The following is a 25,151-nucleotide window of genomic DNA, read 5'->3' on the forward strand; positions in this document are numbered from 1 at the left end:
GGGTATGCTGTCTTGGGTAGTCCCTCACCCGGGGCGCATCTGGTACAATGCGCCGCTCGCAGCCAGTAGCTGCCTTCCCAATTTTTTCAATCCGGCACAGGTAAGCATGAACGCGCTTGAAAAACGCTCTGTTACGGCTTTGGCCTCGGTGTACGCAATGCGTATGCTTGGCCTGTTCATGGTCATGCCGGTGTTCGTGTTGCTCGGTAGTGATCTGCAGGGCGCAACGCCTGCGCTCATTGGTTTGGCGATTGGGGCCTATGGTCTCAGTCAGGCCCTGTTGCAGATTCCGTTCGGCTTGCTGTCTGACCGGGTTGGCCGCAAGCGGATGATCTATATCGGGCTGATGCTGTTCGCCGCTGGAAGCCTGCTGGCAGCCTCCACCGACTCCATATACGTTGTGATTGCCGGACGGATTCTTCAGGGGGCAGGCGCGATTGCCAGCGTGTTGATGGCCCTGTTAAGCGATCTGACCCGCGAGGAAGAGCGCACCAAGGCAATGGCTATGGTGGGCATTTCCATTGGTCTGTCGTTCTCGGTATCACTGGTGGTTGGGCCTCTCCTGGGCTCGCTCTGGGGATTGTCCGGCATTTTCTATGCAACGGCCGCCATGGCCATGGTGGCCTTGTTCATCGTCGCCAGAGTGGTGCCAACACCCCATGCCCACAGAATCAGCGCGGATACTCATCCCGCGAGGGAGATGGTCGGGCGGGTGCTGCGGGACGGTCGCCTGCTGCGGCTGGACTTCGGTATCTTCATCCTCCATTTTGCCCTGACAGCGCTGTTTCTGGTGTTTCCCACCATGCTTCAGGATCAGTTGGGGCTGGCCAGCGTTTCCCATTGGTGGTTCTACCTGACGGTGATGGTGACATCCTTCTTCGCCATGGTGCCGTTTATCATCATTGGCGAGAAAAAGCGGGTGATGAAACCGGTGCTTTGCGGTGCCATCGCCCTGCTTTCGCTGGCAACGGCCGCACTGACCGGTGTGGAGCAGAGTCTCTGGCTGGCCTGGGGCGTACTGTTCTTCTTCTTTATGGCGTTTAACCTTCTGGAAGCCAGCCTGCCCTCATTGATCAGCAAAGAAGCTCCGGCCGCCAGTAAGGGGACCGCGATGGGGGTTTACTCGACGTCGCAGTTTTTTGGTGCGTTTCTCGGCGGTGCCCTGGGCGGTTACTTGCTACAATCTGCCGGCCTGGAAGGCGTTCTCTGGTTAATGGCCGGTGGTTTGGCTGCCTGGTTTCTGGTAGCACTGACGATGCCGGCGCCGAATTACACCACGAGCTTTGTGGTTGAGTTGGAGCAGGTGCTGCCTGCCGGTTTTGATGAGATTGATGAGACATTGCGCCGCCTGCCCGGCGTGCAGGACGTGGTGATTGTGGAAGACGCGGCAACCGCTTACTTAAAAGTGGACCGTCAGCATTTTCATGAAGATCAGCTTGCGCACTTTGAATTTGTGCGGCAGGGTAAAGGTTCTTAAACAAAGGATGCGTGCATGGACCGCACGAGTTCCGGAAAATCGATCAGGAGCAGAAGATGGCACGAGGCATTAACAAGGTAATTCTCATTGGTAATCTGGGCCAGGACCCGGATACCCGCTATACCCCGAATGGCAACGCGGTTGTGAATCTCAACCTGGCTACCGATGAAAGTTACAAGGATCGCCAGACTGGCCAGATGGTACCGAGAACCGAATGGCACCGGGTTGTGCTGTTCGGCAAGGTGGCGGAAGTGGCCGGCCAGTACCTGCGTAAAGGTTCCAAGGTGTATATCGAGGGTCGCCTGCAAACCCGCAAGTGGCAGAATAAAGAAGGACAGGACGTATACACCACCGAGATTGTGGTAGACATCAACGGCCAGATGCAGATGCTCGACAGCCGCGGTGGCGAAGGTGGCATGAATCAGGGCGCTCCCCAGGGCCGGCCGCAGCAGCAACCCCAATCTCAGTATAATGCTCCGCCCCAGCAGCAGGGTGGCCAGGCTCAGCAGCCGTCCGGGGGTTATAACCCTCAGGGGCAGCAGAGCGGTGGCATGCCGGAGCCGATTGATGATTTTGATGACGACATTCCCTTCTGAACGTGATCCAGCTCATCGACAATCAAAAAGCCCGTGCTCTGCGCGGGTTTTTTTGTTAACGAGTTGCAAAATCTCCGTGAAATCAGTCGGTGAAACGTAGAGTTACGTTCACTTTCTCAACTATCATGTAAGCCTGTGTTAAAAGTGCTGATAATTTAAACACCTTGTGCACGCCGACCGGCAGCAGAGCTGTGGTCACGACCTGGGAATCCATGATCCTGAATCTTGTTACGACTCTACAAAAACTGATCCGCCGCAAGCCTTCTGGGCAGCCTGTCTGTCTTGAGGTTCGCCCGGATGGCATTGCCTGGGCCAGAGCCGCTGCTTCGCCCGGGCAGTCTCTGGGCTTTGTTGAGTGTGTTCCTGCACAACGGCAGGACACGCTCAGCAAGCTGGTGGACGACCAGGGCTGGGCCGGTGTGCCTGCGGTTCTGGTTCTGCCCATTGATCAATATCAGGTGTTTCAGGTTGAGCGTCCGGAGGGTGTTGAGGACAGTGAGCTGGCCGATGCGCTCAAATGGAAACTCAAGGATTTCCTCGACTTCAGCCCGGCCGACGCCGTGTCGGATGTGTTTGCCTTTCCGGAAGACGCGTCCCGTGGGCGTGGCCCGCTGGTGAACGTTGTAGCGGCTCGCAAGTCACTGGTTCGTGAGCTGATCGGACTGGTAACGGACGCAGGCCTTGAGTTGGATCGAATCGATATTGCCGAACTGGCCCTGCGAAATCTGGCGGCCCGCCTGGACCAGTCGAACAGGGGGGTGGCTCTGGTTCATCTTCGTGACCGCTATGGCCAGATGGTCATATGCCAGGGCGATACCCTGTATCTCTCCCGCCGTCTTGAGCTGTCTTATGATGACCTGCGGGATGCCTCCAGCCAGGAGAATGCGGTGCAATCCCTGGCGCTGGAGATTCAGCGATCCATGGACTATTTCGAGAGCCAGCTCGGCCAAGTGCCACCGTCAACCATCCAACTGGTGGCCCGGGATTCGGTATTGCCGTTGAACTCCATGCTCTCATCGTACATGGCGGCCGGTATCGAGGTGCCTGAGTGGAGCCAGTTTGGCTTGTCTGACGCGCTTGATAGCCGATGCCTGCCCGCCTGGAGTGCGGCGCTTGGCCAGGGGAGTCAGGCATGATCAGGCAACAGGTGAACCTGTATACCCAGGAACTTCGCCCCACAAGACAGCGGCTGCATGCCGGTACGGCCGGAGCCTTGGTTGGGATCGTATTGGTGCTACTCGTGGCCGTCATGGCTTTTGGCCGCGGGCACAATCAGACGCTGGAGCAGCAGGTAGAGCGGCTGGAACAGCAGAACCGGAATCTGGAAACGGCGGTTGCCACCATGGCCAACCAGGTGCAGGCGAGGCAACCAGACCCTGAGCTGGAAGCCTCGCTGGCGCGGATCACTGAGACAATTGCTCGCAGGCAGCGTCTGCTTGAACGGGTGGAAGGCCTGGCAACCCACAACCATGGTGGTTTTTCCGGGCGGCTTTCGGCCCTGGCGCGCCAGGTTCCAGAGGACCTCTGGCTGACAGCCGTGCGCTTGCAATCGCTTCCCTCGGCCATGCGTCTCGAGGGCAGAACCCGGGCGGCGGAACTGGTGCCCAGCTACCTTGCGCGCCTGGGTGACGAGCCGGCGTTTGTTGGTGAAACCTTTGGCGATTTCCGGTTGCAGCGGCCTGACGACGAAGCCAATCATCAGTGGGTGGAATTTCGTGTTGCAACACAACCGGGGGAGGCGTCGGGGCGATGAGTAAATTGGCAGATTCCCTGGCCACCACTGCGCAATGGTACAACGACCGCCCGGTCCGTGAGCGGGTTTTGATTGTCCTGACTGCCTGTGTGCTCACGTTTGTCGTGGGCTGGGAGTTGTTGATTACCCCAGTGGAAACCCGGCAGCAGCAACTCAACAACCGTGTGCAGGCACTAATGGCTACGCAGAACAGTTTGCTTAGCCAGCAGGAAACCCTCAACAGCCAGTTGGCCGGTGACCCTTCGGAGGCCTTGCGCCAGCGACTGGCTTCTCGGCAAAGCCGCCTGGAGCGGTTGGATCAGGAAATTACCGAGACTACGGGGCAGCTGATCGCACCGAGGGACATGGTCACGCTGTTGCGGGACATGCTCTCAGCTCAACAGGGCTTGCAGTTGGAATCCATGACATTGCGCACGCCAACACCGGTTTATGACGGTGCCCAACCAGAGGCGGGTAATCGGCAAGCGGCAGAGCCCTTGCTCTATGCTCATGACGTGGAGCTGACCATCCGGGGTGGTTATCTCGATGTGCTGGCGTATCTACAGCGGCTCGAAACCATGGATGAGCGTCTGGGGTGGATACAACTGGACTATCAGGCCGGTGCCTGGCCCAAGGGTGAAGCGACCATCCGGGTGCGCACCCTGAGCCTTGATGCCGCCTGGCTGGGAGTTTGAGATGGCACATCCTTTGTTCAGATGTTTGATGATGGTGTTGGTGTCACTGGGCTCGCTCCAGGCCTATGCCTTGCAAGACCCGACCCGACCTCCCGGCGCTGACTCGCAGCCAGTGGTGGCATCGCCGGCCCGGGAGATTCGGCTGGGCTCGATCCTCCTGGGCAAGGAGCGGCGGATTGCCGTCATTGAGGGTGTAGCCCTGAAAGAGGGCGACAGCCACGACAACATACGTGTGCGCCGTATCTTCAAAGATCGGGTAGAAGTAACAGATCGCGGCCAACCCAGAACCCTGTATCCGGAACCGCTCCCGCAGGTGCGGAGAACCCCATGACAGACAGTCGGACCATGATGACAACACTCAGACCTCTCGCAGCTGCCATGCTCTCACTAACGCTGGTTGCCTGCGCCAATAACCCGCTGATGCGGACGTCTGCTGCCACATCAACAGACGTTGCCGATCAGATTGACCAGGCGCTGGCCGAAGCTGAGCGGCAAACCCCTGCCTCGGGCTCCGCATCCGGTGATCCTGCTCCTGTATCAGCCGCGGAAATCAGCAGTCAGTTGTTGCCGCCCCTGTCCAGCGCGCAGGAGCAGGACGAGCGTTTTGATGTGAACGCCCGCGGCGTTCCAGCTTCGAGCTTCTTTGAAGCGCTGGTGGAGGGCACCCGCTATAACGTGGTGGTCCATCCGGGCGTTACGGCACCGGTTGATCTGCGCCTGAGCGATGTCACCGTTCCGGAAGTCATGGAGATTGCTGCGGATTTATACGGTCTGGATATCCAGCGTAATGGCCGGCTGTTTCGGGTGGCGGAAGACCGGATACAGACAAGACTTTTCCCCATTGACTACCTGCATTTCAAACGCCGCGGTGGCTCAGAAACCCGGGTAAGTTCGGGCCAGGTCAGCAGCGCCCGGGCCAGTGGCAACGGTGCTTCCAACTCAAACTCCAATTCCAATACCGGTAACGAGACCCGAAATCTGGTGGGCACCACCATTTCGACCGATACCGAGTCTGACTTCTGGCGGGATATTCGCCAGACGGTGGCTATGATCGTGGGTAACGATGGCCGGGTAGTGGTTAACGCTGGCGCGGGCCTGGTGATGGTCCGGGCGGGCTCTGACGATTTGCGGATGGTGGAGGATTACCTGCGCCGGACAGAGCTGATCATGCAGCGTCAGGTTGTTCTGGAAGCGAAAATACTGGAGGTTACGCTGAACGAGGGCTACCAGCAGGGCATCAACTGGGCTGACGTCCAGAGCTCCGCCGGTCGTGCCGATTATTTCACGGCCCAGTCGCTGGCGGGTCAGCCGATCCGCACCCCTGATATTGGCGGGCTGTTCTCCGCCACGGTGAGCGCCGGCGATTTCACCGGTCTTATTCAGCTGTTGGGTCAGCAGGGCAACGTGCAGATTCTGTCGAGCCCGCGCATATCCACCATCAACAACCAGAAAGCCGTCATCAAGGTGGGTACTGACGAGTTCTTCGTCACCGATATTGATTTCAATGATAACAACTCGGCGGTAACCGCCACCGACCGAACCTCCACCTCGGTGGAGCTGACGCCGTTCTTCTCCGGCATTTCCCTGGATGTTACCCCACAGATTTCCGACAGTGGCGCCATCACGTTGCACGTGCATCCGTCCGTCAGCGAAGTGAATGACCAGGAAAAGGTCATCACCATCGGCGAGCGGGATGTCACCCTGCCGCTGGCGCGCAGCACGGTACGTGAAACCGACAGCGTGATTCGGGCAGAAAGCGGGCAGATCGTGGTGATCGGTGGCTTGATTCAGGATACCAGTGAAGACACCACCTCCGCCGTGCCCTTCTTCAGTGATATTCCGCTGGTGGGGGAATTGTTCAAGCAGCGTCGCTTCGAATCCCGCAAGAGCGAATTGGTCATCCTGATACGGCCCATGGTCGCCAACGCTGGCCAAATGCAGGCGGATGTCCAGGCCAGCCGGGAGCGGATGAACGTGCTCAGAGATCTGCTGAACTCGGCAGAGTCGGTCAAACCCCAGGCGGAGACGGCCCCCCGCTGATGTACGAAAGCCACTTTGGACTGCAGGAAGCACCGTTCGCATTGACGCCAAACACCCGGTATTTCCTCCGGGCGCCGAGCCATGCCGATGCGCTGGAACTGCTGTTGGTGGCGTTGCAGCAGCGGGAAGGCTTTATCAAGGTGACTGGTGAGGTAGGTACCGGCAAGACCCTGCTCTGCCGCTTGTTGCTCAACGAACTGGATAAGACCGCCTGCACGGCTTACATACCCAATCCGAACCTGCCGCCGGAGACCCTCTATGAGGCGGTTGCCGAGGAACTGGGTGTCGACGTGGCCGGGTGCAGTAACGGCCACCAGATTCTCAAGGCACTGAACCAGCGATTGATTGCTCTGGCCATGGAACAAAGCCCGGCGGTACTGGTGATTGATGAAGCCCAGGCCATGCCGGAAGAAACCATTGAGGCGCTGCGGTTGCTGACCAACCTGGAAACCGAAAGTACCCGGTTGTTGCAGATTGTGCTGTTTGGCCAGCCGGAGCTGGACACCATCCTGGCGAAGGACAGCCTGCGCCAGTTGCGCCAGCGGATTACGTTTCAGACCCGCTTGCAGCCTCTGGGCCAGGAATCCGTGGGCCAGTACCTGCGGCATCGCCTGGCCCGGGCCGGCTATAACGGAGCGGACATTTTTGCCCCGGCAGCATTAAAAGTCATCTGGCGTTCATCCGGCGGTATTCCCCGGCTGGTCAATGTCCTGGCCCATAAATCCATGCTGGCGGCCTGGGGCCGGGGAGATCGGCAGGTGGCCAGGAAGCACGCCTTACAAGCGGTGAAAGACACAGAGAGTGCCCGCCCCGTTTCCTGGATCCGGAGGTGGGTATGAGCTTGTTGAACGATGCTCTGCGAGCGGCTGAGGAGCGCCAGAACCATACCCGACTGGCTGGTGCCTACACTGGCCAGCCGATGGCTCGGGATACAGGGCGGTCCAGGGCGCTGATCGTGCTTTTATTAATTCTGGCACTGGCGCTGACCAGTGGCGCGGGCGCCTGGTGGTTGCTGTCAGGTGATTCTGAAGAGCAGGTGGTTGTCGCCGAAATCGCCAGCGTTGAGCCGATGCCTGAAGCGCAAGAGATCACTGAGACACCCGCTCAGCCACAGGTCATTGTTGAACCCTTGCCTGCTGAGCCTGCAGCCAGAACCGAGCCATCAACGCCTGATGATTCTTCACCTGCTGAGGTGGCGTTGGTAACCGAGACAGCGCCGGAGCCATTGAAGCCGGCCGATGTGGAGCCCGCGGCGGCCCAGAATGAGCCAGACGTTTTTCAGTCGGTGCAAACGCAGCCACAACCCTCTGTGTCTGAGGCGAACACCGAGAGCCGGGCACCGGTAAAGCAGCAACGGGAAACGCCGGAAGCCGTCGACCTGCGCACCAGTCGTGAACTGGCCCGCTTGCTGGCAACCGGTCGCAATGGTGAGGCAGAGCGTGCACTGACGGAACTGACCACCCGTCAAACGGCTCCCCGAAGCCGGGAGATCTTTGCTCGGGAGATGCTGGTTCTGGATAGGCCCGGGCGTGCTCTGGAATGGCTACCGGACTCTGTGACCAACGAACATGCCAGCCTGAGATTGCTGAAAGCCCGCGCCCAACTGGCACTGGGCGATTTGAACCTGGCAATCGCTACGTTGCAGGCCCGGGTGCCCCCGGTGGCTGAACAGGTGGAATATCGCATTACCCTGGCCACCTTGTTGCAGCAGGCCGGCGCAGCCGATGAATCCGCTGGCCACTGGTCGGAGTTAATTGCCCACGATGACAGCCAGGGCGCCTGGTGGCTGGGGCTGGCCATTGCGCTGGAAACCGGCGGGCGCAACCGAAGTGCGCTGCAGGCCTATACCCAGGCTGCGGCCATGCCCGGACTGTCTGCTTCACTGGCGGACTACGCGCGGCAACGCATATCAGTCTTGCAGGCGGAATCATGAGTACGGAACCGAAAAAGAAAATCCGCATAGGCGACCTGCTGGTTCAGAATAATGTCATCACTGAACAACAGTTGATGACTGCCCTGCGGGAGCAGAAAAGCACCGGTCGCAAGCTTGGCCGAACGCTCATCGAGCTCGGCTATGTCGACGAGGACAACCTGCTCAACATCCTGTCCCGCCAGTTAGACGTGCCCTTTGTTCAGCTGCGCCATTACCAGTTCAATAACGAACTGGTTAAGAAACTGCCGGAAGCCATGGCGCGCCGGTTCCGGGCCATTGTGCTGGCGGAACAGGGCGGAGAGCTGTTGGTGGGCATGGCGGACCCGCTGGATATTTTTGCCTACGACGAACTGGTGCGGGTGCTCAAGCAGCCCATCAAACAGGCGGTGGTGCGGGAGAGCGAACTGCTCAACACCCTTGATCTGGTCTACCGCCGCACCGATGAAATAGCCTCCCTGGCGGAAGAGCTGGAAGACGAACTGGGTGATGACGCTTTCGACCTGGCTGACCTGTCCGCCGAATCCGAAAGCGCCGACGCCCCGGTGGTCAAGCTTCTGCAAACCCTGTTTGAGGATGCGGTGCAGGCCAGAAGCTCTGATATTCACATCGAACCTGACGAGACGGTAGTGCGCATTCGCCAGCGGGTGGATGGCGTACTGCAAGAACAGGTGATGAAAGAAAAGCGCGTGAATGCAGCGCTTGTTCTGCGCCTGAAGCTGATGGCCGGGCTCAACATTTCCGAGAAACGTCTGCCCCAGGATGGCCGCTTCAACGTTCGAGTAAAAGGCCGCAGCATTGATGTGCGGGTATCCACCATGCCGGTTCAGTACGGCGAATCGGTGGTAATGCGTTTGCTGGATCAGAGCCAGGGCACTCTGGATCTGGAAAGCACCGGCATGCCGCCACACCTGCTGGACCGCTTCCGCAAACTGATCAAAAAGCCCCATGGCATGATTCTGGTCACCGGCCCCACCGGTAGTGGTAAAACCACCACCCTCTACGGTGCCCTGACCGAGCTGAACAAGGCGGAAGTGAAGATCATCACCGCCGAAGACCCGGTGGAATACCGGCTGCCGCGCATCACCCAGGTACAGGTAAACCCGAAAATCGGGCTGGAGTTCGCCACGGTGTTGCGCTCCGCCCTGCGGCAAGACCCGGACATCATCCTGGTGGGTGAGATGCGGGACCACGAAACCGTGGAAATCGGCCTGCGCGCCGCCATGACCGGGCACCTGGTACTGTCCACCCTGCACACCAACGATTCCATCAGCAGTGCCATGCGTTTGATCGACATGGGCGCTGAGCCGTTCCTGGTGGCCAGCTCCCTGCTGGGCGTTGTGGCCCAGCGCCTGGTGCGCCGAGTGTGCGATAACTGTAAGGAAACCTACCAGCCTTCTGAGCAGGAACTGGTGTGGCTGCAGTCCTTCGACCTGGACCCACTGGATATCGAGGCCGGCTTCGTGCACGGCCGTGGCTGCTACCAATGCAGCAACACCGGTTACAAGGGTCGGGTGGGCGTGTACGAAATGCTGGAAATGAACGAAGACATGCTGGACGCCTTGCGCAGAAAGGACGTGTCCGACTTTACCCGGGCTGCCCGCAAGAGCCCATTGTTCCGACCGCTTGGCCAGTGCGCCATGGACTATGCCCTGCAGGGCGTGACCTCTCTACAGGAGGTTGCACGGGTGGCGGCCACTACAGAAGGTGCATTGCTGGAAGGTGACGATCTGGCAGCCGACGGCGCCATAGGGGTAGATGACTGATGCAGTTCAGCTACCGGGGTAAAGACAACCGGGGTGTTGTCCAGCAAGGTTCACTGACCGCCGCCAACGTGGATGCGGCGGCCAGTGAACTGATGCGCCGTGGTATTACCCCGCTGGCCATTCAGGAACAGGTGCAAACGCAATCTGGCATGGACCGGGTAAACAACCTGGCCATCTTCCGCAAAAAAGTAACGCTGGATGAACTGATTGTGTTCTGCCGGCAAATGCACGCGCTCACCAAAGCGGGCATCCCGCTGATCCGCACCATGCGCGGGTTGGCGGAAACCTCCCGTTCACCGGTTCTGGCGGAGGTACTGGAAGACATCACCAATCGCCTCGAAGGTGGTAACACCATGGCCACGGCCATGCAGGCGCACCCGAAAGTATTCTCCGACCTGTTCATCGCCATGATCCACGTGGGCGAAAATACGGGCATGCTGGATGACGCGTTCAAGCGCCTGTCGGAAATCCTGGAACTGGAACGGGACACCAAACGCCGGGTAAAACAGGCCCTGCGTTACCCCACCTTTGTGGTGGTGGCCCTGCTGGCGGCCCTGATGGTGGTGAACTTTCTCGTCATTCCCCGGTTTGCATCGGTGTTCAGCCGCATGGGGGCCGACTTGCCCTTCCTGACCCAGGTCTTGGTGGGCACGTCTAACTTCCTGCTCAATTACTGGTATGTGATGCTGTTTGGTTTCGCCGCTGCCGGTGTGCTCGTGCGCCAGTGGAAGCAGACAGAACAGGGGCGGGAAATCTGGGACCGCTACAAGCTGAAGCTCCCGATTATCGGCCCCCTGCTGGAGCTGATTACCCTCAGCCGGTTTGCCCGGAACTTCGCCACCATGCTGAAAGCTGGTATGCCGGTGACCCACGCCTTGACCGTGGTCGCCGATGCCACAGACAACGCCTGGATAGCGCACCACATCAAGGATATGCGCCTGGGCATTGAACGCGGCGAAAGCCTGCTGCGCACCGCCCGCGCCAGCGAAATGTTCACCCCGCTGATTTTGCAGATGATCGCCGTGGGCGAGGAAACCGGCTCGGTGGATGACATGCTCAACAACGTGGCGGATTTCTACGACGAAGACGTGGACTACGGCCTGAAACGGCTGGCGGAATCCATAGAGCCGATTCTGATTGTGGCCATGGGCATCCTGGTACTGATATTGGCGCTGGGCGTGTTTCTGCCCATCTGGGACCTGGGAGCTGCCGCCATGGGGCGCGGGTAGTGCGCGAGCCGGCCTGGTCTTCCGCCAGTGGGCTGGCCAACGCCCGGCGCATGCGATTGTTTGTCGCTGTTACGGTGCTGTTCACCCTCTGGTGGGTGTTGCTGGGCAAACTGGAGCGCGAGCTGCAGCGGGTGGAACAACAGAGCGTGAACATGGTGTTTAGCCAGTTACGGGCGGCGCTGGTGGTGAAAGGGGCCGAAACCATGCTGAGCCGGCAGGGCAGTCTGGAGGATCTGGAAGGGCGTAACCCCTTCGACTGGCTGGACCACCAATGGCCCACCTACTCGGGCGAATGCAACGATGTAGGTCCGAAGCAAGGTGACTGGTGCTTTCGCCCCGGGCAACAAAAAGAAACAGGCGAAGATGGCCAAGGTTGGTTAATTTATAACCCAAAGCAGCCGATAACCATTGAAGGGCTGCTTGCAGAACCCGGCCAACCCCTCGCCTGGACAGTGACAACCGAATTTGCAAACCGCAGCGGGAATAACCTGCGGGAGCAAGCACAGCGGCCCACCGGCCTGAAACTGGCACCGGTGCCGTTGACAGAAACCACAGCGAACAGGCAGGACGCCAGCCGCTGACGGGATAACACGACAGATCACAGGCAAGAGGCGACGAATGATGCAGTACAACAGCAGGCAAAAACAGAAGGGTTTCACCCTGATCGAGCTGGTGGTGGTGATTGCCATCCTGGCGATACTGGCGGCCTTCGCGTTGCCGAGGTTTGCGCAGCTTTCGGAGCAGGCGCATCAGTCCAGCATTCGTGCCACTGCTGGGGCATTGGCTGCCGGTGTGGCGCTGACTAAAACGCAGTGGGTTTCCAATGGATTCACCACAGCACAAATTGATGTCCAGGGCTTCGGCAATGGCAATGTCGATGTCAGCGACGATGGTTGGCCAACGTCAGTGGCTTCGGACGATACCAGTCCTGTGATGACACCAGCGAAATGCCAAGAGGTTTGGCTGGGTGTGCTTCAGTCGAATGCACCAACAGTGAGTGGAGCGAACCCTGAATACGTAACCACGGTCAGCGGTGGCGACTGTATCTTTACGTACCAGTTGGATGGGCAAAATAGCACCATTGGTTACGACGCCGACACCGGTGAAATAACAACAACGATTAATTAATCAATTGAATTTCAAAACGACTTAACGAAGAGCGAAGAGGTAGCACTATGAATGCGATGACAGCAATTGCTTCACGGAAAGACAAAGGTTTCACCCTGATCGAACTGGTTATGGTGATTGTGATTTTGGGTATTCTGGCGGCGTTTGCTTTGCCGCGGTTTGCGGATTTGAGCGGAGACGCCGAACGAGCTTCTATTGAGGGCGCACGCGGTAGCGTGCAGGCCGCTATGGGGATAGTTCGTTCCACCGCTTTGGCACGGAGTGAGACAGGTGCTGGTCCAATCACGCTTGAGGGGCAATCGATCAACCTGGTGAATGGATACCTCGCAGCCAGCTCATTAGAGCAAGCTGCCCAGTTGAGCGATTATGCAATCGGTACAGGTGGAGCTTTCGTTGCCACAGAGGCGGCGGCAAACAAGCCGTGTTTCAATTTCACTGAGTCGACCGGAGAGAACATTCCTTCAACTGTCAGCGCTGTTGGTCAGCTGAATGCCGATGCCGACACATGTGTGGTGACACCTTAACTGCCGACACTTTACGCGTGATGGATGATCTGGTGAACCTGGGATTGCGAGGTGGGCTGGGATATGACCAAAGAGTACGCCCTCAATGATTCTGGGTTCACTTTGGTAGAATTGGTCATGGTCGTTATCCTTATCGGCGTACTTTCCGCCTTGGGAGTCGGCCTGTTCGCCAGAAACACCGCGTTCTCGCCATTGCTAGCCACCCAACAACTAGCCTCCGCCACGCTGCTTGCCCAACAAGCAGCGCTGGCGGGTAATACCTCCAATTCCGTAACCATCCGCCAAACCTCGAATGCTTTTGAGTTCGAGGCGGCGGATTCCCTGTTTTCCATCCGCCGTGAGGGCGCCAGTGTGGCGTATCAGGTAGCCGGTCAATCCGGGCTCACTCCGATTCCTGGCGGCGGGTTTACCATCAACTTTGACCGAATGGGGCGCCTGGCGGCACCGTTCAGTGGTCAAAGTCTCCAATTTCAGATCTCAGGTGACAGAGACTTTACCCTTTGCCTGAGCTCCCTTGGCGCCGTGTATCAGGGGCCTTGTTCATGAGGCCTTGCCGGCACCCTAGTCTTCGCCAGCAGGGCGCGACCCTGGTGGAGCTGGTGATGACCATTGTCATTATCAGTATTGCCATCGCCGGCGTTGTTGGTGCCTTTGCCTTGATCACCGGCCGAAGCGCTGATCCCTTGAATCAGACCCGTGCGGTGGCATTGTCACAACTCTACATGGACGAAATCCTTTCCAAATCCTTTGCCCATGATTCGCCCGTGGGCGGAGGAGCGGTGGATGCCGGCGATGCGGATTGCAACAACCTTGGGCCTGATGGCGAAACACGGCGCACGTTCAATGATGTGGACGATTATCACACCCTGAATAACGCGCCGCCCGAGAACAGCGAGGAGGAATCGTTATCGGGCTACAGCAATTTTCAGGTGTCTATTTCGGTGGCCTGTGCCGGCACAGAAGTGGGCCTGAGCAATCATGAAGCCAAACGCATCGATATCACCGTTACCGACCCGTCCGGCAATGCCTACCTGTTCAGTGCCTACCGGGGGAATTTCTGATGCGCCGGCAACAGGGGTTCACCCTGGTTGAGCTGGTGATGGTCATCGTGCTGTTGGGTATTGTGGCCACCATCTCGGTACAGTTTGTCGCCCTGTCCACACGTGGAGCCCTTGATGTCAGTGACCGGCAACAGCGTGCGCTGCAAGGCGTGGTGATCAGTGAGCAAATCACTCGGGAGGTTCGCGAAGCGTTTCCCCTGTCCGTTCGCGAGAACGGCGAATGTCTGGAATGGCTGCCGGTGATCGCCGGCACCGGCTATGAATCCCTGACAACAGGCCCAGGCTTTGATGAAGTGAGCATAGTACCCTTCGGCCGAGCTGTCCCCGCCGGTGCCCGGCTGGTGGTATACGGCTACGGCTCGGCCCAGTCCGATCTCTACGGCACCTCCGATCCTGGGCCGGTTTCACCGGCCATTAATGCGGTCGCGGATAGTGATACAACCATTGAACTGTCCGCCAGTCATCGTTTTCGCGAGCGCTCACCGGAAAAACGCGTTTACGCCATCACAAGCCCGGTCAGTGTCTGTCAGGTTGGGCAATGGCTTTATCGATTCACCGGGTACTCTCCAGGCTCCACTCAGCCTTCTGCTGCTGCCCTGAACGGAGCCGGTGGAACTCGGGAGGTTATGAGTGCCAACCTGGTCGGCGGTTCGTTCGATCTGAAAGTAACGCCACCCTCGTTGCAACGGGCGGCGGTGGTGAATTTTGAATTTGAGTTGGCAAACCTCAATGGTGACGAGACCACTCAATTAAGCCAGGAGGTGCAAATTCGCAATGTACCCTGAGCGATCGATTCACAATCAGGGCGGTGCCGGTTTGCCGGTCGCTCTGTTTATCATCACCGTACTGGCGCTGCTGGTGATCGGGATGGCTCAGTTGCAACAGAGTTCCAGCAACGCGGTAAGTCTGCAAATCCAGTCTCAGCGCGCCTTTTTCTCCGCAGAAAGCGGTGCTCAGGTCGCGGTTGCTGACGTCCTCTATGGCGGGCGGTCCTGTCCGGCTTCCTGGGTGCTGAATTTCACCGAGGCATCCCTTTCAAGCTGCTCGGCGTTGCTGGCTTGTTCCGCAGAGGATGCATCCGGGAGCACGGGGGGCAGTGGCGGGGACACGCTCTACACCATCACGAGCAGGGGTGTCTGTGGTTCAGGCGCGGATGCCGCGGAGCGAGTCCTGGAGGTCAGAGTACGATGAGGCCCCGTCACTTCTCCTGCGCCATGTTGGCAGTGCTTTTTGCCTTGTTTTTGGTAGCACCGCCAGCTTGGGCAGCCCAATGTTCAGATGTGTTCGGTGCTCCCAGTGGTGTCAACAGCAACCTGCAGGCTTCCGGAAATACTCTGGACCTTTCGGGGGTGCCCTGGGCTAACAATCCATGGCCAGCATCAGGCACGACACTGGCCGCCGGTGACTATTATTTCGGCAGTGCGAGCCTCGGTAATGGGTACCAATTGAATGTCGCAGACGGTGCCCAGGTAAGGATTTTTATCAATGGTTCGCAAGGCTTTGGGAATAACATTGCAATCAATGCGGACGGTGATCCGGGCCAGTTGTTATTGGTGACCAGAGGCAGTCTGACCTTGGGGAACAACGCCCAGGTCAATGGGCTGCTCTACGCCGCCGGGTCGATCAGCGTTGGCAATAATGCTGTGATCACGGGTGGCCTGGCAGCCGGTGGCGGCATCAGCACCGGCAATACCGGCCCGGTGGCAGACTACAGCGGCATTGAGCAGGGCTTGTTGGCCGGACTGTGTGCCAGACGCGTGGAGCTTTCCGCCAATGGTGACAGTGTTGGACCGGTTGCAGTGGAAGTTGGGAACGCTGTGTCCCTGGCTGTCAGGGGGGAGGGGTGTTCAGACGTTGAGTCTACCTTTAACCAGAGGTGGAATGATCGGTGGTTGGTTAACGGTTTACTGGTCCAGTCATCCACTAGTACGCCGACATTATGCGACCGTTCACCGGTAACCCGAGCCGTTACATTTGATCAACCGGGTGATTACATAGTGCGGTTCGAATCTCGCTATCAGAACTGCTTTCTGTTTTTCTGCGGAGGCGAACAGCCGTTTGGCGAGGATGAGATACTGATCAGGGTTACAGACCCAAATGACGGCCTGACCTGTTTTGTCGATGACTTCGACGGTGGAAGCCTGTCTACGGACGATTGGGTTACTTCTGTGGCCAGTGGAAGCTTCACCCCCTCGGTCGTCAACGGTCGATTAAGAATGACCCAAGCCGTCAGTAATCAGTCGACAGCAGCGACGCTGCAACGAGAGATTCCAGGCGCCGACAATCTGGTGATTCTCGAGTTCGACTATTTCGCTTACGGTGGCAGTGGTGCAGACGGGCTGGCGATTGTGTTGTCGGATTCCGCTATAACGCCGCAGCCAGGAAGCTTCGGTGGTTCACTGGGATATGCCCAGCGAAACAATGGCGACCCCGGGTTTGCAGGCGGTTGGCTCGGGATCGGGCTGGATGAGTTTGGCAACTTTTCCAATCCCACAGAGGGGCGGCAGGGAGGCCCCGGTTCCCGGGCAGACGCCGTTGCTATTCGCGGCGCCTATCAGGGCAATTATCGTTACCTGAGAGGCACCAACACGCTGTCGCCGGGCATCGATCAGGCCGGTACTAACCCCACGGCCCAGCGCTATCGAATCACCGTTGATTCCAGGCTGGCGGGCCAGGCCATCGTGTCGGTAGAGCGGGATACTTCCGGAAGTGGTAACAATTTCCAGACGCTTATTGCTCCGTTCAATGCGCTGGCGGAGCCCGGCCAGCCCGCGGTGCCGGAGAATTTCCTGCTCTCCCTGACGGGTTCCACTGGTGGCTCCACCAACATCCATGAGCTTGGAAACATTGAACTGTGCGCCTTAAAGTTGAATCCCGTAGGGCAACAGGTAGACCATTTCGAGATCCTTCATGACGGCGTTGCCCTGACGTGCCAACCCGAGACAGTACAGATTCGAGCATGCGGCAACGCCGATTGCTCTGAGCTATTCACTGACCCAGTACAGGCGACACTGGCCCCCGCCAACGGTTGGCAAGGTGGCAACGTGGTGTCGTTGGTCAATGGCTTCGGGGAGGCGACGTTGCAGAACACGTCGCCCGGAACCGTGAGGCTCGATGTTGTTGGATCAAATCCTTCAACACGCCCCCAGGCCGTGACACTGTGCCAGATAGGCGGATCCTTGTCGGCGTCGAATTGCGACCTGCCCTTCTTTGAATCGGGCCTGGCGTTTGACCTTCCCGATCTGATTTCACACCGACCCTCCGGCCCAGTTCAAGTGCGGGCGGTCCGTCAGGACGATGTCACTCAGCAATGTGTGCCGGCGTTTGCCAACCAAACCAAAGCTGTGGAGTTTTGGTCCGAATACGTAGACCCTGGCCCGGGTGGCCGTGAAGTCAGTCGAGCGGTGTCTTTGAATGGGGCGCCGGTTGGCATAAACGCTTCCGCACCGGCTGGAATCGATTTGGCATTTGATGGTGATGGCGTTGCGGAGATCGACGTGGTCTACCCGGATGCCGGGCAAATACAGCTCAACGCGCTGTATCGGGGCAGCGAGGCAACCGAGGATGCCGGCCTGCTGATGCCTGGCGCGGACAGCTTTGTCAGCGTACCCGCCGGCTTTTGTGTTTCCGCGGCATCGTCGTGCTCCCAGGGTGATGAGACCTGCCCGTTGTTCCGTAGGGCAGGGGAATCCTTTGACCTGACCATTACCGCAGCAGGTTGGCAGAGTGACACAGATGTGGATTTCTGTACCGGTAATCCGGTCACGCCAAACTTCGAGCGGCCTGGCATTCCTTTACAGGTGGAGTTGGTGGCCCCTGCCGGTGGCGAGACCGGTGTGGTTTCTCCTGGCAGTTACGATCATGCTCGAGCCGTTGATGCGCAAACCACGGTAGCTGTAGATCAGTCCGAAGTGGGTGTATTCCGCTTTCTCACAAGCCCCGCGCCCGGTGCTTATCTGGGGCGGGATCTGCCGCAGGGCCGGAGTGCTCCGGTCGGGCGCTTCTATCCTGATCGCTTCCGGGTCACGGTGGACCCAGGCGCCTTTGAAGCGGAGTGCGGGGCAGGGCAGTTCACTTACACGGGACAACCGTTCGGTTGGCTGATGGCGCCCACCGCGCTGCTCGAGCCATTGTCTGTGCAGGGAGGGCGAACCCGAAACTACACATCCGACGGCTTCAGGCGACTATCGGTGGCCGGCGTCTCAACACTTGTTCCTATCAATGACCTTGCTGCAACCGATGCCAATGGCGACCCAATGACGTTTTCTGCCACTCAGGAGGCGGCCGCACTCAGCGTACAGGAACCCGGACTGATGTTGTTCTCGTTCAACCCGAACGATCAGTTCGAGTATCCGAAGAGCCCGGTCACGCGTATAGAGCCATTCTTGCCGCAGTTAGAATTTACCGTCACATCGGTTCAGGATACCGACGGTGTTCAGGCGGAGGAGGCCCCCTATGACTTCGAACCGGAGGCCTCTTTTGAGATTCGCTACGGCCGGTTGATCATGGAGAACGTTTACGGCCCGGAAACGGTGGAGGCCTTGTTTATGCCGTTCCGGGTGGAGTCTTTTGAGGGCGGGCGGTTTGTTACCCATGATGCAGACAGTTGCACCACATGGACAACGACCGATATTGATTCGGCCGAAACTCACCATGCGCTGCTGGCGGATTCCGGGGTTTTCGACCAAGGCACAGCCGGGCCATTGCGCCTGGAACCTCTTGGTACCCAGGGCACCGATCTGCTGACCTGGGATGTTCCGGAGTGGCTGGAGTATGATTGGAACAACGATGGGGTGTTAGCAGACCCCCGCGCCACCGCCACCTTCGGCGTCTACCGCGGCAACGACCGCATCATCTACTGGCGGGAAGTACCCGCCAACTGAGCCACCGGCGTTATCAATAAATGCGTATGCTGCCGGTCATTCCTGCCTCCTGATGACTGGCTACCGGGCAGGTCAGGTCGTTGAACTCTCCGGTTTGTACCGGCACAAACCACCAATCCGCCTTGTGGCCTGGAAATACCTCAATTTCATGGATGTGGCCTTTGATTTCGGCTGTGCGCTGGCCGTCGGGTGCGTAGGTTTGTGCCTTGCGGGTAAATACCGAGCGTGCCATACCATTGGAGGAAAAATAGTGTGGCTGGGGGCTGTTGTTGATCAGCACCAGCCGGTAGAGCTTACCAGTCTCAAATTCGAGGTGTGATGGGCTGAATCGCATCTCACCCTCGGTCGTGCCCAGTTCGACTTCCACTACGATGGGCGTTTGTCTGGTCAGGTCGCCTTCACTGTGAGCTTGAAAGGGCAGTGTGATGCCAGCCACCAGTAGCGTTATCCAGAATTTCATCGCGTTGTTCTCCTCATCCACTCGTTTCGACAGTATCAGCGGACAAGTCGGGATACCTAGCGTCTTTCCGTAGTACAACCAAAGTTGGGGAAGTGGCGACCAAAGGGCGGTTCAGGCGGTCCTGGCATTGTGTCAGGCTCAGGTTGAATCAGTGCCATTTGCGCAGGATTGGGTGACGTGATGTCTGAGTGGTTGAATCCGTTGGTGGAAATGGGTGTGTTGACGCCCGGGTTGGTGGAATTGCTGGGTATTGGCGGGCCGGTGGTGGCGATCTTGTTGGTATTCTCCATGGTTGCCGTCACGTTGATTGTTGGCAAATCCCTGCAGTTGTTTTTGGCCACCTGGCAATCCAAAACCAAAGTTTCGGACAGCCTGTCTTTGTGGCGGGATGGCCAGGTGCGTGACGCCCACAGTCTCTTGATGGCCAGCCAGCAGCCGGTGCCAGCATTGGTGGCCAGTGCCATGGCCTCGGTGATGCGCCATGGTGACTCACCACTGGTTCGGGAGGAGCTGGCCCGGCAGGCGTCCCGGCACTTGGCGTCGCTCAAGAGCTATCTGAAGCCGCTGGAAGTCATTGCCACACTAAGCCCATTGCTGGGCCTTCTGGGTACGGTAATGGGGATGATTCTGGCGTTCCAGCAGATGGAAGCGGCGGGTAACCAGGTGGACCCGTCGGTGCTGTCGGGAGGGATCTGGCAGGCGCTGCTGACCACGGCTGCGGGCCTGATCGTGGCCATTCCCGTGGTCATGTTGCACAGCTACCTTGAGCGTAAAACGGACCGCCTGGTGGATGAGATGGAAGATGCGCTGACCGCGGTGTTTACCGGACCCTTGGTTGGCAATACTTCCGGCGCGGTGAATGTGTCTGAGCCAGCGGCTAATCCTCTTAACGCCAGTGATGAGCGGCGGGGCCATGCAGCTTGATCGCCCTGCGGCACCCTCCCGAAAGCTGATTGGTCTGACACCATTGATTGATGTGGTGTTCATTCTGCTGCTGTTTTTCATGCTGACCTCCTCGTTTATCCAGTGGCAAAGTCTCGACTTGATGGTGTCGACGGGCGAGGGCTCAGAGGTCTCCGGTGAGCCACCGTTGATGCTGGGGATGGCACCGGATGGCCGACCAATCCTGCCGGATGAGCCGCTCGTGTTTCTGGATGACAGGCAGCTGAGTGACCTGCTCGCAGGAGGCGACCGATCCGTGATCCTCACACCCAATCCGGCGAGTTCAATACAGCAGGTGGTCTGGTTGCTTGACCAGGTAGGGGCGTTGGGAGCCGCCAGCGTCTCGGTGAACACTGGGGCGGCAGAATGAACATCAAACGTGGCAGCGCTCCGGCGGCCAGTAATGACGATCATCTGATACCGCTGATCAACGTGGTCTTTCTGATGCTGATCTTCTTCATGCTGGCCGGTCAGATTCGGGCGTCTGATGGTTTGCCGTTTGTTCCGCCAGCCATGGACTCCGGCGGACCGGAGGTGTCAGCGCAGGTCGAGATTCTGATGACGGAAGGTGGTGAGGTTTTTCTCAATGGCACCCCGGTCCAGCACGACGAGCTCTCGCGGGTATTGGCGGATGGCTGGGGTGTGGATGGAGCGGCGCGCTCCCAATCCCCGGTGCTGGTCAGGATTGATCAAGCGTTAACGGCAGAGCAATGGCAGCCGGTGTTGGCCTGGGTGTCGGAAGCAGGGTTTGAATCGGTGCACCTGTCCACGCGGCGGAGCCCGTGATGGGGTTGAAACGTCGGTATCTGTTTGCGGGTGCGCTCTGTGCACTGGCGTTTCATGCCGGAGCCTTTCTGGTCGTGCAGGGTGTATTGGCGCAACAGCCGGTGCCGGATGTGGCCGCGGATGAAGGGACCGATGGTGTTTTTGTGACGCTGGCTAGTGCTGAAATGTCGCCTGCTGAAAATCCTTCTGACACTGATCCGGAGCCGGTACGGGCCACCCCGAAAGAGGAGCCCCAGCAGAAGCCTGATTCCTTGCAGGCCCCCATGCCCGCGCCGTCGCCAGAAACAAAGCCAGAACCCCTGCCAGAACCAGAGCCCAAGCCACAGCCAACGCCAGAGCCGGAGCCTGTCGAGCCGGTATCGACAACGTCAGAACCCGATATGGATGTAGAGGAGCCGGAGGTGCCCGAAACCAGTGGCGCCGACCCGGCACCCACCGCAGAGCCTAACTTAGCCTCCGCCGAAGATGCCTCGGTAACCCCCGCCACACAGGCAGATAGCGGTGGTGTGGTGAACGATGAAGCCCGTTATCTGCAAGCGTTACTGGGCCACCTGAACCGCTATAAACGTTACCCCGAGTCTGCCCGCCGCATGCGTCGGGAAGGCGTGGTCGAGGTGACCTTTACGGTTAACCGGCAAGGCCAGGTGGCAGACGCCCGGGTGGTAAAGAGTGCGGGCTTTCGCCCTCTGGATGACGAGGTGCGGGATATGTTGTCCAGGGCGGTACCGTTACCCGGAGTGCCTGCGGATTATGGCCGGCCCGAGTTGACGGTGACCTTGCCCGTCGCCTTCTCCCTGCGGTAACGCCCGGCTTTAACGGGAAAATGTCCCGACCCAAAGTAGGCCTCCTCAGGTTCCATCGTTCAGTTCTCCCGAATCGCTCCCCACTCTAAGGTTACCCCAACAGCAATAAAAACCTGTGCTAAGGGGAATACGATGAGTTTGATGTTGAAACCAATAATCCGCGCGGTGCGTTTCGCCGTTCTGGCTTCCGTTCCGGGCATTGTGATGGCCCAGCAGACAGGCGAGGCAGTGTATCTGCCGGCACTGGATGTGCGTAGCCTGGTGCCCACGTCTGTTGAGGGCATGCCGGGTGCCGCGAGCGTGCTGACCCGTGACCAGATCGATGTGTATAAGCCCTACACCCTGCATGATGCCCTGGACTTTGTGCCGGGCGTGCGCACCATTGATGATGATGTCCTCGGCCGGCGCTCCGGTATTGGTGTTCGCGGTGCACCGCCGCGTCGTTCCCGTAAGGTGCTCTTGCTCGAAGACGGCACGCCGATCAACAACAGTGCATACCTCGATTCCGGTGCGCATTACACCCCGCCGCTGGAGCGCCTGGAGCGCGTTGAGGTTTACAAGGGCGCCGGGCAGATTGTCCACGGCCCTCTGAACAACCACGGCATCGTCAATTTCCGTAACCTGAAACCTACCCCGGTGCCGGAAACCGTCATCGAAGTGGGCGTGGGCAACCAGGACACCATCCAGCAGCATATTCACCATCGCCGCACTGAAGGCGATGTCGGCATGGTGTTCTCCTACACCGGCAAGCGTGCTGATGGAACCTTTGATGTGGAAGAGCATCAGTACGACGATTTCTACACTGGCCTGGAATGGCAGGTTGATGAACGCAACCAGCTGGCGGCGTCTGTGACCTACTTGCGTGAGCGCAGCGATGGTTACGACGAAGCGAACCTTTCTCTGCAGGAGTATCGTGACGCGCCCCGCAACAAGAGCCGTTTCGATGAGGGGCGCGAAGATAACAACATTTCGGTGAACTACCTGAAGTACGACCTGACCCATAACCTGCAGGTGACGGACGATGTCAGCGTGTCCAGTAAAGTCTTCTTTACAGACTTGGACCGCCCGCGTTTCCAGACTCGCGGCACGGCACCTGCAGACGGCGGCGTGATGGAAGGCCGGGATCGCCGTTATGAGAACCTGGGGGTTGAGAGCCGACTGGAGTGGGCCAACATTGAAGCGCTTGGGCTGACCCATCGTATCCAGACCGGCGTACGCTACGAAAACCATAACTTTGAGGACCGCCGCCCTGTTGGCCTGCCGGGTGAGAAGCTGGATGAGGGCAACCGCGGCCGTTTGTTGGCGGTCTCTGGCGAGGACGGTTACACCCGTGACGGGCGCCTGGTGGAATACGATGCCGAGGCGGTTTCCGGATATATCCAGAATAGCATGAGCTTTGGTGATTGGACGGTGACCCCGGGCCTTCGTTATGAAACCTACAACCAATACAAAGACACGGTGTTTCGCCCTGGTAGCAGTGACGAAGGTGTTCGGGAAAAGGATTCCAACTCATTGTTCCTGCCTGGGATCAGCCTGCTTTACACAGGGTTTGCGCAATCAGAGATCTACGCCGGCATCCATCGCGGTTATGCGCCTGCCTCGGCTCGCTCGGATGAGTTTCCGCTCACCCCGGAAACCGGCGTGAACAGCCAGTTGGGTATCCGTACCAGCGCAATTAAAGGTGTCAGTCTGGATGCAGCCGTGTTCCACAATCGCATCAAGGACACGTTGATTCGTGATGATGTGGACGAATTCGGCGATGCGTTGTTTGTAAACGCAGCGGATTCGCGCATTACCGGCGTCGATGTCGGCGCCAGAATCGATTCCTCTGCCTTCTATCTGGCGGATTACAACCTGTTCGCCGAAGCTGCGCTGAATTACACCGATGCCCGTTTCACCACCGGACCCCTGGACGACAATCGGGTACCTGAAATCCCGACCCGGGCAGGCAGCTTCACCGTTGGGTTGGATCACATGGCCGGCTGGCACTTGAGCGCCACTGTCAGCCATCTGGGGTCCTTCTACAGTGATATCGAAAATACCCGTGAGCTGACCTCCGACGGCGAGGCGGGCAAGGTGCCCAGCCGTACCCTGTTCTCGGCACGGGCAAGCTACAAGTTGCCAACCACCACGGATGCAACCTTGTGGGTTCAGGGGCGCAACCTGTCAGACAAGCTGTATATCTCGGATGTGCAGGACGGCATCCGCCCCGGCGCTCCGAGAACGGTTGTTGCTGGCGCAACAGTGAGGTTTTGATATGACCCTCGGTTAGTCATATCGCTTGGCCGGGTTTCCTTCCTTTTCCCGGCATTTTTCTTCCGATGCTCCGGTTGCTCTGCGGCCGGAGCTTTTTTCGTGTCAGGGGGGACAAACGCCCGAGAGGGTTGTGATAATCTTGGCGGGTGAATACCAACAACAAAAGAGTCCGAGATGAAAATTCTGATTGCGGATGATCATGCGGTGGTGCGACAGGGTTATGTCAGCCTGTTGTCGATGGCCCTGGAACCCTGTGAAATTATGGAGGCGGCATCTGGGGAGGAAGCCTGCGACTTCAGCAGAAGGCATCAGCCGGACCTGATCATCATGGATGTCGGACTGCCCGGCATCAGCGGTATTGAGTCCGCGGCCCGAATTCTGGAGGATCAGAAAGATGCTCGCATCCTGTTTTTCAGCATGTACAACGAAGTCCCCATCGTTAAGCGCGCCCTCCAGGTAGGCGCCATGGGATACATCACCAAGTCCTGCGATACCGACACTCTGATCAAGGCGGTCCAGCGAGTTGCCGAAGGTGAAATTTTTGTTGAATACGATCTGATCATGAAGTCGTCGTTCAACGATCAGGCCTCCGAGTCCGCAAAATTGCAGCAGTTGACGCGCCGCCAGTTTGAAGTGTTTTCCATGCTGGCTCGCGGGTTAAGCAATGATGAAATTGCCCATGCCCTGGCAATCGAAAAGAAAACCGTGGCCAATACGGTGACCGCCATTAAGAGCAGCCTTGGAATCGAGTCGATGGCGAAGCTGGTCTTCTTCGCCATTGATGCCGGGCTGGTTCAAATCTGCACGCAGCCAGCGGCATCCGTTTCCCAGGAGTAACGGCTG

At 58.6% G+C, this 25,151-nt stretch carries 26 protein-coding genes; 25 read left to right on the forward strand and 1 reads right to left on the reverse strand.

The genetic code is table 11. The annotated features are described in order from the left end of the window. Positions 1-106 precede the first annotated feature (106 nt). From ASQ50_RS14775 to ASQ50_RS14865, 19 genes are all read left to right on the forward strand, one after another. Positions 107-1,477, forward strand: coding sequence for an MFS transporter (locus ASQ50_RS14775; protein ID WP_058090010.1), 1,371 nt, complete (start codon positions 107-109; stop codon positions 1,475-1,477). A 56-nt stretch (positions 1,478-1,533) separates the two neighbouring features. Beyond that, complete coding sequence (gene ssb / locus ASQ50_RS14780; RefSeq protein ID WP_058090011.1) at positions 1,534-2,073, forward strand: single-stranded DNA-binding protein; 540 nt, start codon at positions 1,534-1,536, stop codon at positions 2,071-2,073. Between the two features lie 212 nt (positions 2,074-2,285). Beyond that, on the forward strand, positions 2,286-3,209 hold the full coding sequence (locus ASQ50_RS14785; protein ID WP_227513183.1) for a hypothetical protein: 924 nt from the start codon (positions 2,286-2,288) through the stop codon (positions 3,207-3,209). After that, entirely contained in the window at positions 3,206-3,826 is a 621-nt protein-coding gene (locus tag ASQ50_RS14790; protein ID WP_227513184.1) for a PilN domain-containing protein, read from the forward strand. Before ASQ50_RS14785 ends, ASQ50_RS14790 begins: the two co-directional genes overlap by 4 nt. After that, entirely contained in the window at positions 3,823-4,500 is a 678-nt protein-coding gene (gene gspM / locus ASQ50_RS14795) for a type II secretion system protein GspM (protein WP_058090012.1), read from the forward strand. Before ASQ50_RS14790 ends, gspM begins: the two co-directional genes overlap by 4 nt. Position 4,501: 1 nt before the next feature. Next, complete coding sequence (locus tag ASQ50_RS14800) at positions 4,502-4,831, forward strand: hypothetical protein (RefSeq protein WP_058090092.1); 330 nt, start codon at positions 4,502-4,504, stop codon at positions 4,829-4,831. Continuing rightward, on the forward strand, positions 4,828-6,540 hold the full coding sequence (gene mshL, locus ASQ50_RS14805) for a pilus (MSHA type) biogenesis protein MshL (RefSeq protein WP_058090013.1): 1,713 nt from the start codon (positions 4,828-4,830) through the stop codon (positions 6,538-6,540). Before ASQ50_RS14800 ends, mshL begins: the two co-directional genes overlap by 4 nt. Then, positions 6,540-7,379, forward strand: coding sequence for an ExeA family protein (locus ASQ50_RS14810; RefSeq protein ID WP_058090014.1), 840 nt, complete (start codon positions 6,540-6,542; stop codon positions 7,377-7,379). Before mshL ends, ASQ50_RS14810 begins: the two co-directional genes overlap by 1 nt. Continuing rightward, positions 7,376-8,473: a tetratricopeptide repeat protein gene (locus ASQ50_RS14815; protein ID WP_058090015.1), complete on the forward strand. Its 1,098-nt coding sequence runs from the start codon at positions 7,376-7,378 to the stop codon at positions 8,471-8,473. Before ASQ50_RS14810 ends, ASQ50_RS14815 begins: the two co-directional genes overlap by 4 nt. Continuing rightward, complete coding sequence (locus ASQ50_RS14820; RefSeq protein WP_058090016.1) at positions 8,470-10,236, forward strand: GspE/PulE family protein; 1,767 nt, start codon at positions 8,470-8,472, stop codon at positions 10,234-10,236. The genes ASQ50_RS14815 and ASQ50_RS14820 overlap by 4 nt, the downstream gene beginning before the upstream one ends. Beyond that, positions 10,236-11,465: a type II secretion system F family protein gene (locus ASQ50_RS14825; RefSeq protein WP_058090017.1), complete on the forward strand. Its 1,230-nt coding sequence runs from the start codon at positions 10,236-10,238 to the stop codon at positions 11,463-11,465. Before ASQ50_RS14820 ends, ASQ50_RS14825 begins: the two co-directional genes overlap by 1 nt. After that, entirely contained in the window at positions 11,465-12,046 is a 582-nt protein-coding gene (locus ASQ50_RS14830) for a hypothetical protein (protein ID WP_227513185.1), read from the forward strand. Before ASQ50_RS14825 ends, ASQ50_RS14830 begins: the two co-directional genes overlap by 1 nt. Before the next feature lie 37 nt (positions 12,047-12,083). Next, entirely contained in the window at positions 12,084-12,593 is a 510-nt protein-coding gene (locus ASQ50_RS21660; protein WP_058090018.1) for a prepilin-type N-terminal cleavage/methylation domain-containing protein, read from the forward strand. A 47-nt stretch (positions 12,594-12,640) separates the two neighbouring features. Next, positions 12,641-13,117 (forward strand): type II secretion system protein, encoded by a 477-nt coding sequence (locus tag ASQ50_RS21745; RefSeq protein ID WP_058090019.1) that lies wholly within the window; start codon positions 12,641-12,643, stop codon positions 13,115-13,117. 63 nt (positions 13,118-13,180) lie between these two features. Then, the gene (locus tag ASQ50_RS14845; RefSeq protein WP_058090020.1) at positions 13,181-13,663 is read left to right on the forward strand and encodes a Tfp pilus assembly protein FimT/FimU; all 483 of its coding nucleotides are present in this window, start codon (positions 13,181-13,183) and stop codon (positions 13,661-13,663) included. Next, positions 13,660-14,178, forward strand: a complete 519-nt coding sequence (locus tag ASQ50_RS14850; RefSeq protein WP_058090021.1) for a prepilin-type N-terminal cleavage/methylation domain-containing protein — start codon at positions 13,660-13,662, stop codon at positions 14,176-14,178. The genes ASQ50_RS14845 and ASQ50_RS14850 overlap by 4 nt, the downstream gene beginning before the upstream one ends. Next, a complete protein-coding gene (locus tag ASQ50_RS14855) occupies positions 14,178-14,963 on the forward strand; it encodes a type II secretion system protein J (protein WP_058090022.1) in 786 nt (261 codons plus the stop codon). The genes ASQ50_RS14850 and ASQ50_RS14855 overlap by 1 nt, the downstream gene beginning before the upstream one ends. Next, complete coding sequence (locus tag ASQ50_RS14860; protein ID WP_058090023.1) at positions 14,953-15,369, forward strand: hypothetical protein; 417 nt, start codon at positions 14,953-14,955, stop codon at positions 15,367-15,369. The genes ASQ50_RS14855 and ASQ50_RS14860 overlap by 11 nt, the downstream gene beginning before the upstream one ends. Then, positions 15,366-19,061: a DUF6701 domain-containing protein gene (locus ASQ50_RS14865; RefSeq protein ID WP_156510022.1), complete on the forward strand. Its 3,696-nt coding sequence runs from the start codon at positions 15,366-15,368 to the stop codon at positions 19,059-19,061. The genes ASQ50_RS14860 and ASQ50_RS14865 overlap by 4 nt, the downstream gene beginning before the upstream one ends. A 13-nt stretch (positions 19,062-19,074) precedes the next feature. Here ASQ50_RS14865 and ASQ50_RS14870 read toward each other — a convergent pair whose 3' ends face one another. Beyond that, positions 19,075-19,521, reverse strand: coding sequence for a hypothetical protein (locus ASQ50_RS14870; protein WP_058090024.1), 447 nt, complete (start codon positions 19,519-19,521; stop codon positions 19,075-19,077). Between the two features lie 180 nt (positions 19,522-19,701). Between ASQ50_RS14870 and ASQ50_RS14875 the strand changes: the two genes are divergently transcribed. The 6 genes from ASQ50_RS14875 to ASQ50_RS14900 all read left to right on the forward strand — a co-directional run bounded on the left by ASQ50_RS14875 (position 19,702) and on the right by ASQ50_RS14900 (position 25,145). Then, positions 19,702-20,445 carry a MotA/TolQ/ExbB proton channel family protein gene (locus tag ASQ50_RS14875; RefSeq protein WP_068351556.1) on the forward strand — a complete coding sequence of 248 codons (744 nt, stop codon included), beginning with the start codon at positions 19,702-19,704 and terminating at the stop codon, positions 20,443-20,445. Continuing rightward, a complete protein-coding gene (locus tag ASQ50_RS14880; protein ID WP_058090025.1) occupies positions 20,435-20,833 on the forward strand; it encodes an ExbD/TolR family protein in 399 nt (132 codons plus the stop codon). Before ASQ50_RS14875 ends, ASQ50_RS14880 begins: the two co-directional genes overlap by 11 nt. Beyond that, on the forward strand, positions 20,830-21,249 hold the full coding sequence (locus tag ASQ50_RS14885; RefSeq protein WP_058090026.1) for an ExbD/TolR family protein: 420 nt from the start codon (positions 20,830-20,832) through the stop codon (positions 21,247-21,249). Before ASQ50_RS14880 ends, ASQ50_RS14885 begins: the two co-directional genes overlap by 4 nt. Then, the gene (locus ASQ50_RS14890; RefSeq protein WP_058090027.1) at positions 21,249-22,052 is read left to right on the forward strand and encodes an energy transducer TonB; all 804 of its coding nucleotides are present in this window, start codon (positions 21,249-21,251) and stop codon (positions 22,050-22,052) included. The genes ASQ50_RS14885 and ASQ50_RS14890 overlap by 1 nt, the downstream gene beginning before the upstream one ends. Before the next feature lie 141 nt (positions 22,053-22,193). After that, a complete protein-coding gene (locus ASQ50_RS14895) occupies positions 22,194-24,308 on the forward strand; it encodes a TonB-dependent receptor family protein (RefSeq protein ID WP_197492695.1) in 2,115 nt (704 codons plus the stop codon). Positions 24,309-24,482: 174 nt separating this feature from the next. Beyond that, complete coding sequence (locus ASQ50_RS14900; protein WP_058090029.1) at positions 24,483-25,145, forward strand: response regulator transcription factor; 663 nt, start codon at positions 24,483-24,485, stop codon at positions 25,143-25,145. Positions 25,146-25,151 lie beyond the last annotated feature (6 nt).

It is taken from the genome of Marinobacter sp. LQ44, from assembly GCF_001447155.2.
GTDB lineage: Bacteria > Pseudomonadota > Gammaproteobacteria > Pseudomonadales > Oleiphilaceae > Marinobacter.